Here is a 17012-nt window from a genome sequence, read left to right as displayed (position 1 = left end):
CGTACGACTCCTCCGAGGTGTCCGCATGACCACCCGAAGCCCGAACACCACCGCGCTCGACGGCCATCGTGAGCGGAACACCGACCATGACGCGGTGGACGCCGTGCGTAAACGGATCGCCGAGGCCGGTGTCGAGTACATCTACTATCAGTCCGTGACGCTCGGCGGCCGGGCCGTCGGCAAGGTGGTACCCGCCGTACATCTGCTCCGCAATCTGGAGCGTGGCGTTCAGATGCACCGTGCCGTCGTCGCCGACTTCCAGACCGACCGGAGCGGCACCCTCCTCGGCGGTGGCGCCCAGGCGGCCGAGTTCACGGCCCTGCCCGACCTCGACACCTTCGCGGTACTGCCCTGGGACACCAGTGTCGGCCGGTTCTTCTGCCGTCTTTATGAGCCCGCGCATCGCCCCGAGTACGGTGGTGAGCCGTTCGCCGCCGATGTGCGCGGCAACCTCATCCGGCGGCACCGGGAGTTCACCGAACACACCGGACTCGTTCTCCGCTCGGGCTGCGAGCCCGAGACGACGTGGACCGGGCAGGGCCTGGAGGCGTCCCACCGCCCCGATGCCAGCCCGGCGTACCGGGTCGAGATGCTGGAGCGCAACCGGCCCGTCTACCAGAAAGTGATCACCTACGCCAGGGCGCTCGGACTCGACATGATCGAGGGCGACTACGAGGACCCCGGTCAGCTCGAACTGAACTGGATGTACGACCGGGCCGAGCTGACCGCCGACCGGCTCATCACCTTCCGGCAGATCTGTCGGCAGGTCGCCCGTGAACTGGGCGTCACCGCCAGTTTCATGCCCAAGCCCACCATCGGGGTGATGGGCAACGGCTGCCATCACAACCTCAGCCTGTGGCGTGGCGCAGAGAACGTGCTGGCCGAGCCCGGCCGCCGCGAACTGCATCTCTCCGGGACCGGACGGCATGTCCTCGGCGGCATTCTGAGGCATGCCGCGGGCGCCATGGCCGTCATGGGATCCACCGTCAACTCCTACAAGCGCTACTGGGACGCGGGCCTGTTCGCTCCCGAGCGAATCGACTGGGGCATGGACGACAAGACCTGCACCGTACGCCTCTCCGCCAATGGACGGCTGGAGTTCAAACTCCCCGATGCCATGGTCAACCCCTATCTCTCCCACGCCGTCCTGCTCGCCGTCATCTCCGACGGCCTGGAGAACCGGATCGACCCCGGACCGCCGCAGGCCACCGCCGAGGAACCCGGGTTCCGGTTTCCCGCACTGCCGATGAACCTCGGCGAGGCCCTGACGGCCTTCGGTGAGGACGCCGTGGTCAGAGGCGGGCTGACCGAGGAGATCGCCGCTCTCCATCTCGCCTGCAAGTCGGACGAGTGGGCGCGTTTTTGCGCCGCCGTCACCGACTGGGAGCACATGATGTACGCGGAGGACACACCGTGACCCAGCAGGTCCGGCCGATGCCCTCGCGAGCGAACGAGTAACGAGCGCTGAGCGATAAACCGGGTCGACGTGGATCAGTGCGGTACTCGATCATGTGTTCATGCCTCTGAGAGAGACCCTTGCCCGAGTCGACGCGGACCTGGCCGCCGGACGAGTTCCCGTCGCGCGCCAGCGTTTGCGCGGTCTCGTCTCGTCCTTCCCGCACGACCTGGCGCTCCGTCGGCGTCTGGCCGAGGTGTACCGGCTCTACGGCGATGCCGCCGAGGCCGGACGCTGGATGTACCTCGAAGAGGACCACGACGCCGACGAGACCGCCGCCTTCGAGGCCCGATACGGGTCTCGAAGGCAGCGGATGAAGGCCCTCGCCTGGCGCGGCCCCGAAGCTGTGGCCGGCACCTCCTTCGCGGAGGGGCGACTGGTCGCGGTGCGGACCGCCTGTGCCGAGGAGCTGGGGCGCCCCGTCGACTGGGACGACCCCGCCTCCTACCAGGACGACCCGGAGGAGTACGAGGAGACGACCTCCGAGCCGTGGACGGTCGGCGGTGTGCTGGCGGGCGTCGGCTGCCTGGTGGGGTCCCTCGCGTTCCTCGCGATCTGGGTGAACGGAGTCTTCGCCCTCTTCGACTGACCGGGCCGCCAGGGATCGGCTTGACCCTGACGCGCGGGTCAAGGGTTAACGTCGCCGTATCCCGCGGCGGACTCGTGCCGGGCCGCGGCCGAAACCCGCCCAGGAGCCCCGTATGAGCGCAGCCCTGCCCCGTACGACCCGTGAAGTCCGGCTGGCAGCCGTCCCCGAGGGATTGCCCACACAGGAGCATTTCGTCGTCGCCGAAACGCCGTTGCCCGAGGCCGGAGCAGGGCAAGTCCTCGTCAGGAACCGGTACTTCCTGGTCTTCCCCGGCCTGCGGACCCTGATCGGCGGGGAGGTCGAGGGAGTGCCGCTGCCTCCGCTGCGCAGCGGTGACACCCTCTTCGGCCCCGCCGTCGGCGAAGTCGTCGCGGCCCCGGCCGGATCCGCCCTGCGCACGGGCGAGATCGTGGCGCATATGCGCGGCTGGCGGGAGTACGCGCTGGTGGAGGCCGCCGAGTGCACCCCCTTGGCGGGCGCGTGGCCTGATCCGGTGTCGTACCTCGCCCAGGGGGCGGCGGCCTATGGCACGCTGACCCGCCTTGCCGACGTCCGTATGGGCGATGTGGTCTTCGTTACGGGAGCGGCGGGAGCGGTGGGCTCCCTGGCGGGGCAGATCGCCCGGCTGCTGGGTGCCAGGAGGGTGATCGGCAGCACCGGCTCGCCGTGGAAGGCCGAGCGGCTGATGTCCGAGCTGGGCTACGACGCGGTCGTGCTGCGGGGGGAGGGGTCCCTGGCGGACCAGCTCGCCGAGGCTGCGCCCGAGGGCATCGACGTACTGGTGGACACCGTCGCGGGGGAGCAGCTCCGCGCGGCGCTCGGCGCGGCACGCCAGGGCGCGCGATTCGCTCTGGTGGGGGCTCTGTCGGGGCAGTTGTCGGCGGAGCGGGCCGGTGGCAGCGCGCCGGTGGAGATCGATGCCTTCCGCATCGTGGTCAAGGGGATCTCGCTGCGCGGATACAGCGGTGCGGACCACCCCGATGTGGAGAGGGAGTGGGCGGGCCGCTTCAACGAGTGGCTGCGCTCCGGTGAGATCAGTTTTCCTCATACGCGGATCGCGGGCATTACTCGCGCCCCGAGGGCGTTGCGGGAACTGATCGAGGGCCGGCACTTTGGAGCCGTCGTCGTGGAGTTGTAGCCCGGTGGCGGCGCGGCGGCCGTGGGCGTGCGGACGTGGGGAAGGGGAGTGGGGGACCGTGCGGATCGGTGAAGCGGCGGCGGCGGCCGGGACCACGGCCAGGGCACTGAGGTTCTACGAGCAGCGCGGGTTGCTGCCCCCGCCCGTCCGCACGAGCTCGGGGCAGCGGACGTACACGCCCGGCGATGTCGCACGAGTCCGTGCGATCCGCGACCTGCTGGCCCTCGGGCTCACCGTCGAGGATCTGCGCGCCCGCGCCGACCGACTCCATCTGCTCACCGAGTACCCGCCCCCGCGCTGTGGCTCCGACGGACCCGGCGGTCCCGCATCCGAGGTCGTCAGCCGGAGGCTCGCCGCTCTCGACGCCGAGATCAGCCGGCTGACCGGGCTTCGCGAGAGCCTCGCGCGGCGCGCTGCCGGAGAGTGAACCCGGGCCCGCGCACGGAGGACGCCACCGCGACGCCGCCGGATGACGGAGAGCCGGGCCGTCACGTCCCCTCGGTCGGCGCGTCGCCGAAGCGCGTCAGGGCGAGTGCTCCCGCCACCGCCGCCATGAATCCCACGAGCGCCAGCCACTGGAGACCGTCGCGGGGACGGTCGCCCAGCCAGACGATGCCCACCACGGCGGGCCCGGTTGTTTCGGCCAGGACCATGCCCGCTGTCGCCACGGTCACCGAGCCGCGCTGGAACGCCGAGGTGAGCAGGAGGAAGCCCGCTGCTCCCCCGAGCACCAGGGCGTAGAGGGCGGGGTCGCCGAACACCCGGGGAACCGTGAGGGAGTCGATCAGCCGGACCGCGACCTCGACCACGCCGAAGCCCGCGCCCGCGCCGAGTCCCAGCAGCAGGGCGCGCGGCCGGCCCGGAAGCCGCCCGGCGAGCGCGCCGGCGAGGAGGACGAGGAGGACGGCGCAGAGCAGGGACCAGCGCAGGGCGGCCGGTCCGGCGCGGTTTCCCTCCGGTCCGGAGGAGAGCGCGATCATGGCCAGCCCCGCGCAGACCGTGGCCACCGCGGCCCGTTCGGCGGCGGTCAGCCGGGCGTCGAGGAGCCGGGTGGCGACCACGGCGGTGACCGCGAGACTGGCGGCGAGGGAGGCGCTCACCGCGTAGAGGGGAATCGACCGCAGGGCGACGATCTGGAGGAGGAACCCGAGGCCGTCGAGGGCGAGCCCGGCGGCGTAGCGCCACTGGCGCAGAGCGCGCAGCAGCAGCACGGGGTCGACGCCGGAGCCGGAGCCGGCCTCGACGGCACGCGCGGCGATGGCCTGGAGCACGGAGGCCGTGCCGAAACAGCAGGCCGAGGCGAGTGCGCACACCATCCCCAAGGGCATGAGACGGACTGTAGGCCGGAGCCCGGCGGAGAGCCGGGGGCCGGGCCGACGACCGCCCGGGGCACACCCGTACGGGGATGCCCGGGGCGTCCCCGGTCAAGGCCGGGGGCGGGGCGGTACGTCGACCGAGCCGATGTACTCCTGGGTCTCCGCGTCCGGGAGCCGGACGCGGAGTGCCCAGAAGTAGATCAGCAGACTGAACCCGGCGATGACCGCCATGTCCCACCACAGGGGCAGGGCGCCGGTCGCGCCGCAGGACACCGACGAGGCCGGGCCCCCGCTGCAGTAACCGCCCTGCCAGGAGATCAGCCCCAGGCCCACCAGATACACCGGCAGCCACTGGGCGGACCGCCAGTCCAGGTGCGGGGCTCTCGGGTTGAGTCCGAGCAGCGCCGAGCCGCCCAGCAGCAGATAGCCGAGGACGATCGCCAGGCCGAGCCGCCACAGGGTGTCCCAGCCGGCCCAGTAAATGATCAGGTTGGACACGATGAAGGCCACAGGAGCCCAGAACAGCCCGCCGGGAAGACGGTACGGGCGGTACCGGTCGGGGTCCTGCCGACGCAGACACCCGAGGGCGAGCGGCGCCCCCGCGTACATCAGCACGCTCGCGGAGGTGACGAAGCCGACCAGCTTCTGCCAGGTGGGGAAGGGCAGAAAGACGATGAGCCCGACGAGGAAGGTGAAGAGCAGACTGAACCAGGGCACCCCGCGTGCCGTCGTCCGTTCGAAGACCGCGGGCACATAGCCGTTGCGGGAGAGGCCGTACGACACCCGGGAGGCGGCGGTGGTGTAGATCAGACCGGTGCCGGTCGGCGAGACCACCGCGTCGACGTAGATCAGCGCGGCGAGCCAGCCGAGTCCGGCGGACAGGGCGATTCCGGCGAACGGCCCCGTCTTGTCGGCGAAGGTCAGATCGGCCCAGCCGTGGGCGAAGGCGCTCTGGGGCAGGGCTCCGATGAAGACCGTCTGGAGTGCCAGATAGATGAGCGCGCCGATGAGGATCGAGCCGATCACCGCCCTCGGGATGTCCCGTGCCGGGTCGCGGCTCTCTCCCGCCAGCTGGTCGGCCTGTTCGAATCCGAGGAGCGCGAAGATGATTCCGCTGGTGCTGATGGCGGAGAGCACTCCCTCGACGCCGAACGGGGCGAAGCCCTGGTGGCCGAAATTGCCTCCGTGGAAGGTGGTGCCCGCCAGGACGGCGATGGTCAGCAGGGGGATGGTGATCTTCCACCAGGTGGCCACGCTGTTGGTGTGGGCGAGCCAGCGGATGCCGAAGAAGTTGACGATGACGAAGAAGGCCATGAAGGCGACGGCCAGCCCGTACCCGGCGGGGGTCAGCCGGTTCTCCCCGGTCTGTACCCAGGTGGCGTGCACGCTGAGATAGTTCAGCGACGCCATGACCTCGATCGGCGCGGTGGCGACGGCCTGGAGCCAGGAGAACCAGCCGAAGGAGGCCCCGGCCGCGCTGCCGAAGGCGTAGTGCGGAAAGCGCGCGGTGCCTCCCGCGACCGGGTACGCGGCCCCCAGCTCCGCGTGGACGAACGCCAGAACGGTGATCGCGAGCGCTCCGATCCCCCAGGAGACGAGGGCTGCGGTCCCGGCCGCCTGCGCGGCGAACAGCGCGCCGAACAGCCAGCCCGATCCGATGATGGACCCCACGGAGGTCCAGATGAGCCCGATCGTGCCGATGTCCCGCCGGAGATCCGGTCGACGGGACGCCTCAGGCGTGGCCGATGTCGGCATCTGGCGGGAACCTCGCTCCGGTGCGGGCAGGACGCTCGGTCGGTCGACGCGTCCGCCGATCCCGTTCTCCCTTCCCCGGGTGACTGCCCGGCCACTCCGGCGGGACGGGACTTGCTCCGAACGGGTCCTGGAAGGGCTCAGATTCCGGTCGGCGGCGCTCCGGATCGGCCCCTGCCAACGCCCCCGCCACCGGCGGACGGATCTCGGCGCAGGGCCGCCACCGCGCAGATCAGCAGCGCGGCCCCGATCGCCACGAGATGTTCCCGGCCGGCCAGATTGGGCCTGACGGCTACCTCGACGGCCATCGCCACGATCACCAGGGCCCCGGTGAGCCACGCCCCCAGACTCACACAGACGCAGACCGCGAGCCCCGCGACCGCCGCCGACGGCCCGGTGTCGACGATCCGCGCGTCCGAGGCGGGCAGCCCGAGCGGACCGTCGGGACCGACGGCGACACCGAACCGTGCGTAGAGCGTCCCGGCGAGGGTGCAGACATAGGCGACGACAAGGGTCCGCCATCGTCCCAGAGCGATCTCCGCGATGCCGAACACCAGCAGCACCTGGGCCAGCGCACCCCACACCGGCAGGCTGAGCGCCGGTACGAAGAGCGAGGCCGGGGTGCGGAGCAGGGCGAGCCAGAGCGGATCCGCGGCCCGGACGGAACCGATGTCACCGACGAAGCCGTGGCCCCAGTCCTGATCCTGGACGAACTGGAACAGCACGATGAGACAGACCGCGGTGAGCGTGAGAGGGATCGCCCGCCACCCCCGGGCGGCCAGGGCGGTCCGCACGGTCGAGTACATCGGTCCCCACTCGCGCCGGGCGAACGAGGCGGCCGTGCTCAACGGCGGGCGCCCGGATGTCCGCGATGCGGCCGCTTCGGCGGACCGGGCACTTCCAGGAAGCCCTCCGCGCGGGCGCTCGCGAGACCGATCCGCAGCAGGTCGGTGCTCTGGTCGTACAGCAGGAAGCGGGGTTCCCAGATGGGCCGGTACTTGGCGTTGGCGCGATAGAGGGACTCGATCTGCCACCAGCGGGAGAAGAAGCTGAGCAGCGAGCGCCACAGTCGCAGCACCGGGCCCGCGCCGAGCCGGGAGCCGCGTTCGAAGACCGCGCGGAACATCGCGAAGTTCAACGAGACCTGCACGATCCCGAGATCGCCGGCGTGCCGGATCAGCTCCAGCACCATGAACTCGAACAGGCCGTTGTCCGCCTCCCGGTCACGCCGCATCAGATCGAGGGAGAGCCCGTCGCCGCCCCAGGGGACGAAGCTCAGCAGAGCACGCGGCCGTCCGCCGGCGTCACGGCAGACCAGCAGCACACAGCGCCCGTCCGCAGGGTCGCCGAGCCGTCCCAGCGCCATGGAGAAGCCACGCTCGGTGGCCCCGTCACGCCAGTCGTCGGCGAGTTCGATCATCCGCGCCGTCTCGTGCGGCGACAGGTCCTCGTGCCGGCTGATGCCGACGGTGTATCCGGCGCGCTCGACCCGGTGGTGGGCCTGGCGGACACCCCGTATGGCGCGGCCCTCCAGAGTGAACTCGCCGATGTCGATGATCGCCTCGTCGCCCAGCTCCAGCGCGTTCAGACCGTGCCGGGCATAGACGGTGCCGCCCTCTTCGCTCGCCCCGATCACGGACGGGGTCCAGCCGTGCTCCAGGGCCTGGGTCAGCCAGCGGTCGATAGCCCCGGGCCATGCCTCCGGGTCGCCGATCGGATCGCCCGACGCGAGCGAGACCCCGCCGAGCACACGGTAGGTGACGGCCGACTTGCCCGTCGGCGACCAGACGACGCTCTTGTCCCGGCGCAGGGCGAAGTAGCCGAGGGAGTCCCGCTCCCCGTGGTGCTCCAGAAGGCCGCGCAGCCGCTCCTCGTCGTCCTTGGTGATCGCGTCGGCGGCACGGCGGGACCGGAACGCCGCATAGAGGACCAGCAGGATCAGCGCCGTGCTCATCAGGTTGATGACCACCTTGGCCCAGCCGGGGGTGACGATGCCCTCGAAGCGGACATCGTCGTAGGAGAGCGACACCATGCGGAACACGCCGTAGCGCCAGCGCTCCAGAAAGTCGGAGCGCCCGGGGTGGGCGGCGGCGTTGGTCACCGTGACCATGGCGGCGGCGAGCAGCGAACCCACCGCCAGCCCGCCCGCGCCCACCGCCGCCGCCAGCTTCGGATTGGCACGGTCGCCCTTCGCGTAGAACTCGCGCCGCCCCACGAGCAGGGCTGTGAAGAAGAGCGCGGTCACCACGACCGCCACCCAGTTCTGGGCGTGCTGCCGGTACACCGGCAGCCCCAGGGCCACGGCGGTCAGGGACAGCGCCAGACCGCTCAGAGCGAGATTGAGGATCCACGCGGCCCGCTTGCGCCGCCGCATGGTGATCGCCAGGAACAGCGAGAACACGCCGGAGAAGAAGCCTGCGGTCAGCAGATAGGGCGTGAAGAACTCGTCGTCGTTGTGACGTCTGATCTCGTTCCCGAAAGAGATCCACACGGCACTGAGGAAGTTGGCGAACGCGACGAGGCGCAGGTACCAGACCGTGAATGTGTACGAGCGCCGCGACCAGTCGCCGCGATTCTCTCCGGGCCGCGAACCCGGTCGGACACGCCCCATACGAGCGAACGTAGAGGGCGCGGGGTACGGGGAGGCGTTACGACGGCATGGCGAACGGGTGGATTCGCGGCCCGGGACGGATTCGGCGGCGGGTCATCAGGGTTCATGGACGGTCGGCTCCGGCGGCTCCCGGGGCTCCGGCGGCTCCGGGGGAGGGGAGTCGTGCTTCGGCATCGCGAGGAGCACCGACACGGCCAGCAGGGTTCCGGCGATCCGCAGGGTCAGCCGCACCGGATCGCCGGGGAGGGCCTCGTCGAACGCGAAGGTGCCCAGTACGGCGGTGAAGACGCTGGTGACCGTCGTGCACACCGGCACGATGAGGGAGACCCGGCAGCGCTGGAGGGCCGCCTGCGACATGATCAGCCCGAACGCGCCGGTGAACAGGAGGAGATACGGGTACGGGGAGCCCAGAGCGTCGAGGGGGCCGGTCAGCCGGCCCGAGAGCCCCTTGATCGCCAGGGAGCTCACCCCGTACAGCAGCCCCAGGGCGACCGCGTACTCGACCCCTGTCGTCGGCCGCCGGTGCGGTTGCCGCGACCGGCGCTCGGCGGTGGTGTAGATCCAGGGTCCGGCGGCCAGCGCGGGCAGGCAGATCAGCAGGACCAGAGGTGTCGGCGCGTCGGCGCCGATGGTGTCGGTGGCCGGGGAGAGGGAGAGGACCACCATGACGAGGGCGGCGAGGATCGCCCCGATGGCGAACCGTTCGCGTGCCGAGGTCCGTTCGCCGAGCAGGCGCGCGGACAGCAGCAGGAGCAGTACCAGGCCGGAGACGAAGATGCCTTGGGCGGCGGCGATCGGCAGCGTCCGGTAGACGATGAGCTGAGCCCCGAATCCGGCGGCCAGCGCCAGGGAGCCGCCGATCCACAGCGGGCTGCCGAGGACCAGACGCAGCAGCCGCGCGGGCTGTTCGACCGATACGGCGGGCATGGTGCCGAGGGCCTTCTTCTCCAGGACGAATCCCGTGCTGTAGAGCACATTCGCCAGCAGCGCGGCGGCCACCCCCCACCACATGGGTTAGACCCTCCGGGCGTGCAGCAGCAGGATCGAGGAGAGCGAGGGGGCCGCGCACGCCAGCCGGTCCAGGGGGCGCAGGGGGCGCGGCACCCCGTGGAAGGGCGCGCCCGCGAGCCGGACCACCTCGAAGCCGGACGCGGACACGAACTCCCGCAGCGCGCGGGCGGTGTAGAGCCGAAGGTGCCCGACGACCTCGGCTCCGGGACGTCCGTGGATGCCGCGCAGGCTGACCTCGGAGAAGACGGGCTGGACACCGGCGAGCAGCAGGGCCCGGTTGTACCAGGCGGCCAGGTTGGGGGTGGACAGCATCAGATGGCCGCCGGGGCGCAGTACGCGCCGCAGTTCGTCCAGGGCGCCGTCCGGGTCGACCAGATGCTCGATCACCTCGCTGAACAGCACGGCGTCGGCCGCGCCGGACCTGAACGGCAGTCGGCCGGGGGTGAGTTCGCCGCGGACCACGTCGGTGAGCCGGGTCCGGGCCCGGCGCAGGGCGTCCTGCGACCAGTCGACGCCGATGACCCGGTGCCCGGCGAGCAGCGGTGCCGCGGTGGCCGCCGCCGTGCCGTCGCCGCAGCCGACGTCGAGGACGACGGCGGGTCGCGCGGCGGCGGGGCCGAGCGCGGCGGCGAGCATCCGGGCCTGTCGCAGAGTGCGGGCGTCCCCGGAGGCGACGGGCACGGCGGGATTCTCGTAGAACTCCCGAAGCCCCCGGAGCCCCCGGCGCGGCGCGGTGTCGGCATCCGTCTCCGCCTCTGTCTCCGCCTCTGTCTCCGTCTCCGTCTCCGTCTCCGTGCCCCTCTCCGACTGGGCCGTTGTCTTCATCCCGACCCCTTCTCCGCGGCCTCTGTCGCGCCCAGGTACCGTTCGAACAGCTCCAGCAGCCTCTCCCCGTCCCGCTGTGCGAGCAGCTCCTTCGACCAGCGGAGCGCGAGATGCAGCCGCCCGGCGGTGGACGCCGTCATCACATTGAGCCCCCGGGGCATCCGGGCGGGCGCCGAGAACCAGACGGCGTCCGCGCGGCCCGCGTCGCCGAAGTCCAGGGCGTACGGAACGCGTCCGATGTTGCTCAGCAGCGTCGTGGACGTCCACGGCCCCGCCGCCCGCCGCAGGCCGCGGGTGACGGCGGCCCGCCATGCCACCGGCGCGACCGGAGCCGTCAGCAGGGCGGCTCCGTACCCGAGCTGCGGGCGGGGTACGGCCTTGAGGGCGCGGGTGCGGCCGGCGGTGCGGTGCAGCAGCCCGTCCACGCCGCCCCGTTCACCGGAGGCCAGCTCGGCCGCGGTGAAGGGGACCTCGACGAGCCGGGTGCCGTTCCCGATGGGCATGTCGACGCCGCGAGGCCGGTCGTCCACCGGCATGGTGATCCGTATCGGGCGCGGTGGGACGCCGTGCTCCCGGTTCCAGCACGCGATCATCAGCGCGGTGGCGACCAGGAGCTGATCGTTCACGGTGTACGCGGCACCCGGCGGGCGGCGAGGTACGGCCAGGTCGGCCACGAGCATGCCGTTGCCCGGGGGGCCGGACGGGGTGCCGCGGGCCACGCGGGCGGACGGCGACCACGGGGGCGGCCCCGGCGCCGCCGGGGGCCGGCCGCCGGGGGCGGCACGGACCGGGGGCGCCGCCGGGGCGCTGCCCCGGCCGCCGTACAGCTCGGCGGCCGTCGCGAGGACCCGCAGACACGCGGGGCCGTCCAGCGCGGTGTGGTTGACGGTGAGGAACAGGGCCGTGCCGCCGGGACGTTCGGGATCCTCGACGATGTCGAGCCGGACCGGCGGGGACGCCGACAGGGAGGGAGCCGAGGCCAGACAGCGCTCCCTGGCCCGCTCCAGCGCCCCGGGCCCCGGGGGTGCGACCGTCACCACGTCCACGCCCGGGTCCGGCTCCTCGGTCAGCTCCCAGAAGTAGCGCCGCCGGTACCAGGGGCCCGTGGCCTGGCGGACCTGCGCGCGCGGATGGCGGCGCAGCGCGTCGGTGAACGCCCGCCGCAGCCGGGCCGGGTCGGGCCGGCCCGGCAGCCGGATCTCCAGATGGATGGTCTCGGGCTCCTCCTCCCGGAGACAGTGCCGCGAGACCTCGTCGACGACGGGGAACGGCACGAGGACGGGCCGCGCTCCGGGCGCGGAGCGCGCGGGACCCTCCACGGCGGTCACTGGCCACCGCCGTCTTCAGGAGCACCGGAAGGGCTGGTGCCCGGGCCGGAATCGGCCCCGGGCGACACCCGTCCGAACCGCCCGAGCCCTCCGACGGTCACCAGGGCCGCGAACAGCGCGATGAACGCCAGGAGCTGGGCCGCGTACCCGAACGCCCCCGCCCCGGCGGCCGGAGCCTCGCCCGCGCCGGTGGCCGCCACGATCCCCGCCCCCGCCATCGCGGCGAACGCGATCGGCGTCAGCAGCGTGTGCCGCCGCAGGGCGATCAGCGCGAGCGCCGGGACCAGCAGCGCGAACCAGCCCGCGACCACCACGGCCACCAGGGTCGGCGCCACCACCCCGAGGACCGTCCCCGGCCCGTTCGGCACCGGCGTCGGCCCGGTCCCGTCCGTGCGCTCGGGGTTCTCCTCGTGCCTGCGGTACAGCACCAGACCGATCAGCGCCAGCAGGGCGACGCCGCCGGCGATCAGCCCCGCCCCGTACACCCGGGACGGCTCGTACGACAGCTCGACCGTCCCGCCCTCGCCCTCCGGGATCTCGAAGGCCTGCTGCCAGCCGTCGAGCCGGAGCGGCGAGAGTTCCTCGCCGTTCAGCGTGGCCTTCCAGCCGTCGTTGAAGTTCTCGTACGTCGTCAGATACGAGGCGGCACCGGGCTCGACCGACACCTCACGGCGGTCGGACGACCAGTCGCCGACGGTGAGTTCCCGGCTGTTCGCGGCGGGCGCGGCCGGTTCGCCCCGGGTGAGGGTCACATCGGTGATCGCGAGCGGACCCGCGTCCCCGGCCTCGACCCGGTGCATGCCCGCGCCGAGGGCCAGCCGTGTGTCCTTCTCTCCCTTCTGGCAGAGCGTCACCTCGATCGGGCGGCGCTCCACCAGGTCCCCGACGGTGCCCGTCGCACTGGTCGCGTGCAGGGTCCCGTCGACCGCGAGGGCCGGTCCCTCGCCGCACTTCAGGGTGAAGGGGCGGTCGGCGGAGGGCTGCTCGGTGCGCTGGTCGGCGAGTGCCGGGACATGCAGCTCGGTGAGGCCGACGGGGAGCTGGAGGTCGTCGTCGGCGATCGGGTTGTGCAGGGTCACCGGCGCGGTCCGGGTGACCGTGATGTCGAGCCGGTCGGTGGTGATCGCCTCGAAGCGGGCCCAGCCGTTGTCGTCGACGTTCGCGATCGCCGCGCCGTCGGGGGAGCTGATCTCGATCTTCGTGGGCCGGGCGGAGAGTCCGCCCGCGCCGGCCAGCACCAGCGAGTCCACGGACTTCTCGCCGGACCAGCTCAGATGGATCACCGGCTTGTTCCCGGCGATCCACGCGGTCGTCAGATCGCCGTCGGTCAGATTGCGCGCCGAAAGCTCCGCGCCGAGCCGGGCCGTGGAGTCGGCGGTCGCGACGATCCGCCCCTTCTGCTCGGGAGCGACCCGGTACAGCAGCTTGTCCAGCTCCTCGCCGGGCACCGGAACCGCGCTGATCCCGATGTCCCTGACTCCGGCCGAGCCGGTGGTGAAGGAGCGGTGCAGCCCCGACTCCGTACCGGCCGGGGAGAGCCCGCCCGGGTCGGACGGCCGGTGCAGCGACACCGTCTCGGCCGCCGCGTCCGAATCCGCGCCGTCCGTCGGCAGCCTCAGCATCCGTGTCACCGTGACACCGGGAATCGCGATCTCGGCGAACCCGGCGCCGATCAGCCCCGGCCGCCCGGCCTCCGCGTCCACGATGGTGACCTTCACCCAACCCGTCTCACCAGGGGGCGAGGCGATGTCCTGGGTCGTGCCGTCGGCCGTCAGCGGGCTGATCTCACTGCCCTGCTCGGTCTCCACCCGCACCCGCGTCGCGGCGGCCCGCACCCCGTCCCGCGGAAGCGGGGTCACCTTCAGCGACGACGGCAGCCGCTTCTTCCCGTCGAACGCGATACGCAGCCACTGGCCCTTCGCGCCGGTGTGCGAGCCCTCGGCCCACGCCGTGTCCGGGTTCCCGTCGAAGGCGTTCACGGGGTCGTACTGCGGCAGATGGAACAGCCAGTTGCCGCTGGAGGACGCCGTCACCTCACGCGCCCCGCGCAGCTCCGCGACCGTCTGACGCTCGATGCCCCTCGTCGGCAGGATCTGATGCGGCGCCTCCGAGGGGTTCTGCACGCTGCCGGGATGATTGCGCTCGTCCTTGGTGTAGGTGTACGAGGTGTTGGTGTTCACCAGGCCGAACCGGGTGTCGGCGCGCCGCAGCCCATCACCGGTGACCTGGAGCGCAGGCTTCTCGACGCCGGGGTGCTCGTCCCCGCTCAGCACGGTGGGCCGTCCGCGCAGCGAGGGATCGGCGGCGAGCGGCAGCAGCGACTCCGGTCCGCCCGACACCACGGCCGTGTCGGCGGCGGTGTAGATTCCGGCCCGGCCGGGCCGCCGGATGTCCTCGGCGGGCGCGAAGATCTCCACCGCCCGCTGCCGCGGATACACCGCCTCCACCTGGAGGGGGGTGTCGTCCGCGATCCGTCCACCGGTCATGACCGGGCCGAGGGCCTTGACCCGCTCATAGCCGGACTGCTCCAGCGCCCGCTTCACGGTCGGCGTCGGCACATGGCCGAGCTGGTCCGGGTCCAGGTCGTTGCGGACCACCACATAGTGCAGTCCCGCCCGGCTCAAGTAGTCCCGCAGCCCCGGTATCGCGGCGCCGGTGAGCAGGGCCTGCTCCACGGCGTCCATCGCGCGCCGGTTCCCCGGAGTGCCGAACGGCACATAGTCGCGCTGGGCCCAGGGGGAGTCGGCGAGCACATCGAGAGGCTGGTCGATCGGGGAGCCCCAGGTGTAGGTGCCGTGCGCGGTCGCCGGGACCACCAGGGCCCGGCTGTCCGGCGAGTGCTTCTCCAGCCAGTCCGCCGTGTCGCTCCAGTGCGTCGGCAGCTTCGTGAACGAGCCCGGTTGCAGGACCGCCCCGCTGGCATACGGCAGGGCGAGCCCGGGCAGCACCAGCAGCGCCGCGATCGGCGCGGCGTACCGCCGCCCCCACCGCACCCCGTGCCCCGGACGCGACCCGCGCTCCCGCTCCGCGACGGCGGTCAGATGGACGAGTCCGAGGACCAGGGCGAGCGCCAGCCCCGGCTGGAACTTGTAGACGTTCCGGAACGGGGCCAGCGCCCCGTCCAGCAGATCCTGTACGGGCCCGGCGAACGGCGCGCCGAACTTCCCCGCGTACCCGGCGAGGGTGAGCAGCGCGACCGTCAGCACCGTCAGCGTCAGCCAGCGGCGCTCCGGCAGATCCCGCCGGGCGAGCCCGCCGAGCCCCAGCGCCGCGGCCAGCGCCGAACAGATGACGACCAGGACCGAGGTCGCGACACTCCACCCGGCGGGCAGCCAGGCCTCACCGAAGTTCAGATACGCCACCCAGTTGCCCGCGCCGCGCAGGGCCTCCGTCGCCGCCATCGTGTCCGTGGTGACCTGTGACGTCTCGACGTACGGGAGGAAGTTCTCGCCGTACACGCTGAGCAGCAGCAGCGGGATCACCCACCACAGCGTCGCCAGGAAGACCCCCGGCACCCACCACAGGATGAGCCCCCGCTTCCGCGGACCGTTCGGCCGGGACAGCAGATACAGCGCCACCGGCAGCAGCGAGGCGAGGGTCGACACCGCGTTGACCCCGCCCATGAACGGGATCAGCAGCGCGGAGCGCAGCGCCGCGACCCGCGCGCCGTACCGGTCGTCGGTGAGCGGCAGCAGCACCCACGGCAGCAGCGCGCCGGGCAGCGCGGCCGCCGACGTGGACCCGACGACGATGGTGAACGTCGGCCACAGCGCGTACGCCACCGCGCCGAGGAGCCGCGTCGGACGGGTGCCGAAGCCGAGGCGTTCGGCCAGCCGCAGCGCCCCCCAGAAGGCGGTGGTCACCACCAGCGAGAGCCACAGCCGCTCCGTCAGCCACACCGGCGACTGCGCCAGATCGGCGAGTCCGTGGAACGGGAGCATCGGGAACGCGTACCCGATGTACTGGTTCGAGAGCCCGCCGAACCCGCCGGTGTCCTGCCACAGCCGCCCGAGGTCGGCCATGAACCGCCACGGATCGGCGACGACGCCGAGCTTGGTGTCGAACGTCATGCGCCCCGGCGACGCCGCCAGGAAGAGCACGAACACCACGGCCCAGAACCCCAGCAGCCACCAGCGCGACCGGGGCCCGTCGGGAGGGTCCTGGGCCGCACCGGTGGTCCGGACGGCAGCCGGAGGGGGAGCCTGGGCCGCTGGGGCCGTACTGGTCATGGACACCGCCGAAGGATGAGAAGGAGATTCCAGGTAGCGAACTCACGCAGGCCCGGCACCCGGGTCACCGCCCCGGCCAGGAACGGCCAGTAGCGGGAGCGGGCCGAGACCACCGTGACGTCGGTCCTCGCCCGTACCTGGCGCAGGGTGGGACCGATGTGCACGGCGAAGAGGTTCTCGCCGAGGGTGTGCTTGGCGGGGCGTCCGGTACGCCGCTCGTAGCGGCCCCGGGCCCGCGCCGCGCCCAGATAGTGCCAGGGCGCCCACTCATGACCGCCCCAGGGGGACAGCCAGTTGGTGAACGAGAGATAGATCAGCCCGCCGGGGCGGGTCGCACGGATCATCTCGCCGAGGAAGGCCCGCGGATCGGCCACATGCTCCAGGACGTTGGAGGAGAAGCAGACATCGGCCGAACCGTCCGCGAGCGGCAGCAGACAGCCGTCCGCGACGACCGTCCCCCCGGGCGGCCTCGGCCCCAGCTCCCGTACGTCCGCCTCGAAGAGGAAACAGCGCGCACCGCGACGGCGGAACTCCTCGGTGAAGTACCCGCGCCCACCGCCGATGTCGACGACGGTCAGCCCGCCGACCGGTCCGCCGTACGCCTCGACCTGATCGGCGGAGTCCCGCGCCAGCAGCGTGTAGCACGTCTCGGGGTCGTCCCGCTCCCGCATGAAGGCCCGGAACAGGGCGAGCGAGCGTCCGGGGGAAGCGCCGCCCTTCGGCGCGGTACGTACTCCTGGATCAGGGGCTGGCATCG

13 protein-coding genes are annotated in these 17012 nt (G+C 72.3%); 4 read left to right on the top strand and 9 right to left on the bottom strand.

The features are described 5' to 3' along the window. Nucleotides 1–25: 25 nt before the first annotated feature. From IE247_RS16780 to IE247_RS16765, 4 genes are all read left to right on the top strand, one after another. Nucleotides 26–1417 carry a glutamine synthetase family protein gene (locus IE247_RS16780; RefSeq protein ID WP_190123933.1) on the top strand — a complete coding sequence of 464 codons (1392 nt, stop codon included), beginning with the start codon at nucleotides 26–28 and terminating at the stop codon, nucleotides 1415–1417. A gap of 100 nt (nucleotides 1418–1517) precedes the next feature. Beyond that, nucleotides 1518–2045 (top strand): DUF6584 family protein, encoded by a 528-nt coding sequence (locus IE247_RS16775; protein WP_190123932.1) that lies wholly within the window; start codon nucleotides 1518–1520, stop codon nucleotides 2043–2045. A 112-nt stretch (nucleotides 2046–2157) separates the two neighbouring features. Beyond that, nucleotides 2158–3183: an MDR family NADP-dependent oxidoreductase gene (locus tag IE247_RS16770; protein WP_190123931.1), complete on the top strand. Its 1026-nt coding sequence runs from the start codon at nucleotides 2158–2160 to the stop codon at nucleotides 3181–3183. 58 nt (nucleotides 3184–3241) lie between these two features. Continuing rightward, nucleotides 3242–3610, top strand: a complete 369-nt coding sequence (locus tag IE247_RS16765; RefSeq protein ID WP_190123930.1) for a MerR family transcriptional regulator — start codon at nucleotides 3242–3244, stop codon at nucleotides 3608–3610. A 61-nt stretch (nucleotides 3611–3671) separates the two neighbouring features. On the opposite strand, the gene IE247_RS16760 is transcribed toward IE247_RS16765, so the two are convergent. From IE247_RS16760 to IE247_RS16720, 9 genes are all read right to left on the bottom strand, one after another. Then, nucleotides 3672–4499, bottom strand: a complete 828-nt coding sequence (locus IE247_RS16760; protein ID WP_190124019.1) for a DMT family protein — start codon at nucleotides 4497–4499, stop codon at nucleotides 3672–3674. A gap of 108 nt (nucleotides 4500–4607) precedes the next feature. Further along, on the bottom strand, nucleotides 4608–6254 hold the full coding sequence (locus IE247_RS16755) for an APC family permease (protein ID WP_190123929.1): 1647 nt from the start codon (nucleotides 6252–6254) through the stop codon (nucleotides 4608–4610). 137 nt (nucleotides 6255–6391) lie between these two features. Further along, the gene (locus IE247_RS16750; protein WP_373305571.1) at nucleotides 6392–7099 is read right to left on the bottom strand and encodes a hypothetical protein; all 708 of its coding nucleotides are present in this window, start codon (nucleotides 7097–7099) and stop codon (nucleotides 6392–6394) included. Continuing rightward, nucleotides 7096–8862, bottom strand: a complete 1767-nt coding sequence (locus IE247_RS16745) for a phosphatidylglycerol lysyltransferase domain-containing protein (RefSeq protein WP_190123928.1) — start codon at nucleotides 8860–8862, stop codon at nucleotides 7096–7098. Before IE247_RS16745 ends, IE247_RS16750 begins: the two co-directional genes overlap by 4 nt. Before the next feature lie 96 nt (nucleotides 8863–8958). Continuing rightward, entirely contained in the window at nucleotides 8959–9873 is a 915-nt protein-coding gene (locus IE247_RS16740; protein ID WP_190123927.1) for a DMT family protein, read from the bottom strand. A gap of 3 nt (nucleotides 9874–9876) precedes the next feature. Continuing rightward, nucleotides 9877–10698: a class I SAM-dependent methyltransferase gene (locus IE247_RS16735; RefSeq protein ID WP_229869161.1), complete on the bottom strand. Its 822-nt coding sequence runs from the start codon at nucleotides 10696–10698 to the stop codon at nucleotides 9877–9879. Next, the gene (locus IE247_RS16730; RefSeq protein ID WP_190123926.1) at nucleotides 10695–12026 is read right to left on the bottom strand and encodes a condensation protein; all 1332 of its coding nucleotides are present in this window, start codon (nucleotides 12024–12026) and stop codon (nucleotides 10695–10697) included. Before IE247_RS16730 ends, IE247_RS16735 begins: the two co-directional genes overlap by 4 nt. Next, nucleotides 12023–16255 carry an alpha-(1->3)-arabinofuranosyltransferase gene (locus IE247_RS16725; RefSeq protein ID WP_190124016.1) on the bottom strand — a complete coding sequence of 1411 codons (4233 nt, stop codon included), beginning with the start codon at nucleotides 16253–16255 and terminating at the stop codon, nucleotides 12023–12025. Before IE247_RS16725 ends, IE247_RS16730 begins: the two co-directional genes overlap by 4 nt. Further along, nucleotides 16252–17010, bottom strand: a complete 759-nt coding sequence (locus IE247_RS16720; RefSeq protein WP_190123925.1) for a class I SAM-dependent methyltransferase — start codon at nucleotides 17008–17010, stop codon at nucleotides 16252–16254. Before IE247_RS16720 ends, IE247_RS16725 begins: the two co-directional genes overlap by 4 nt. Nucleotides 17011–17012 lie beyond the last annotated feature (2 nt).

Origin of the sequence: Streptomyces inusitatus (assembly GCF_014651115.1) — a bacterium.
GTDB classification, from domain to species: Bacteria; Actinomycetota; Actinomycetes; order Streptomycetales; family Streptomycetaceae; genus Streptomyces; species Streptomyces amakusaensis.
The sequence above is the reverse complement of the archived record's forward strand: the minus strand, read 5'-3'. Positions and strand labels throughout refer to the sequence as shown.

Excerpts from the sequence above, each read along its gene's own strand:
- IE247_RS16775 (WP_190123932.1), top strand. The coding sequence starts at position 1,518 with ATGCCTCTGAGAGAGACCCTTGCCCGAGTCGACGCGGACCTGGCCGCC.
- IE247_RS16720 (WP_190123925.1), bottom strand. The coding sequence starts at position 17,010 with ATGCCAGCCCCTGATCCAGGAGTACGTACCGCGCCGAAGGGCGGCGCT.
- IE247_RS16780 (WP_190123933.1), top strand. The coding sequence starts at position 26 with ATGACCACCCGAAGCCCGAACACCACCGCGCTCGACGGCCATCGTGAG.
- IE247_RS16740 (WP_190123927.1), bottom strand. The coding sequence starts at position 9,873 with ATGTGGTGGGGGGTGGCCGCCGCGCTGCTGGCGAATGTGCTCTACAGC.
- IE247_RS16760 (WP_190124019.1), bottom strand. The coding sequence starts at position 4,499 with ATGGTGTGCGCACTCGCCTCGGCCTGCTGTTTCGGCACGGCCTCCGTG.
- IE247_RS16725 (WP_190124016.1), bottom strand. The coding sequence starts at position 16,255 with ATGACCAGTACGGCCCCAGCGGCCCAGGCTCCCCCTCCGGCTGCCGTC.
- IE247_RS16745 (WP_190123928.1), bottom strand. The coding sequence starts at position 8,862 with ATGGGGCGTGTCCGACCGGGTTCGCGGCCCGGAGAGAATCGCGGCGAC.
- IE247_RS16755 (WP_190123929.1), bottom strand. The coding sequence starts at position 6,254 with ATGCCGACATCGGCCACGCCTGAGGCGTCCCGTCGACCGGATCTCCGG.
- IE247_RS16770 (WP_190123931.1), top strand. The coding sequence starts at position 2,158 with ATGAGCGCAGCCCTGCCCCGTACGACCCGTGAAGTCCGGCTGGCAGCC.
- IE247_RS16735 (WP_229869161.1), bottom strand. The coding sequence starts at position 10,698 with ATGAAGACAACGGCCCAGTCGGAGAGGGGCACGGAGACGGAGACGGAG.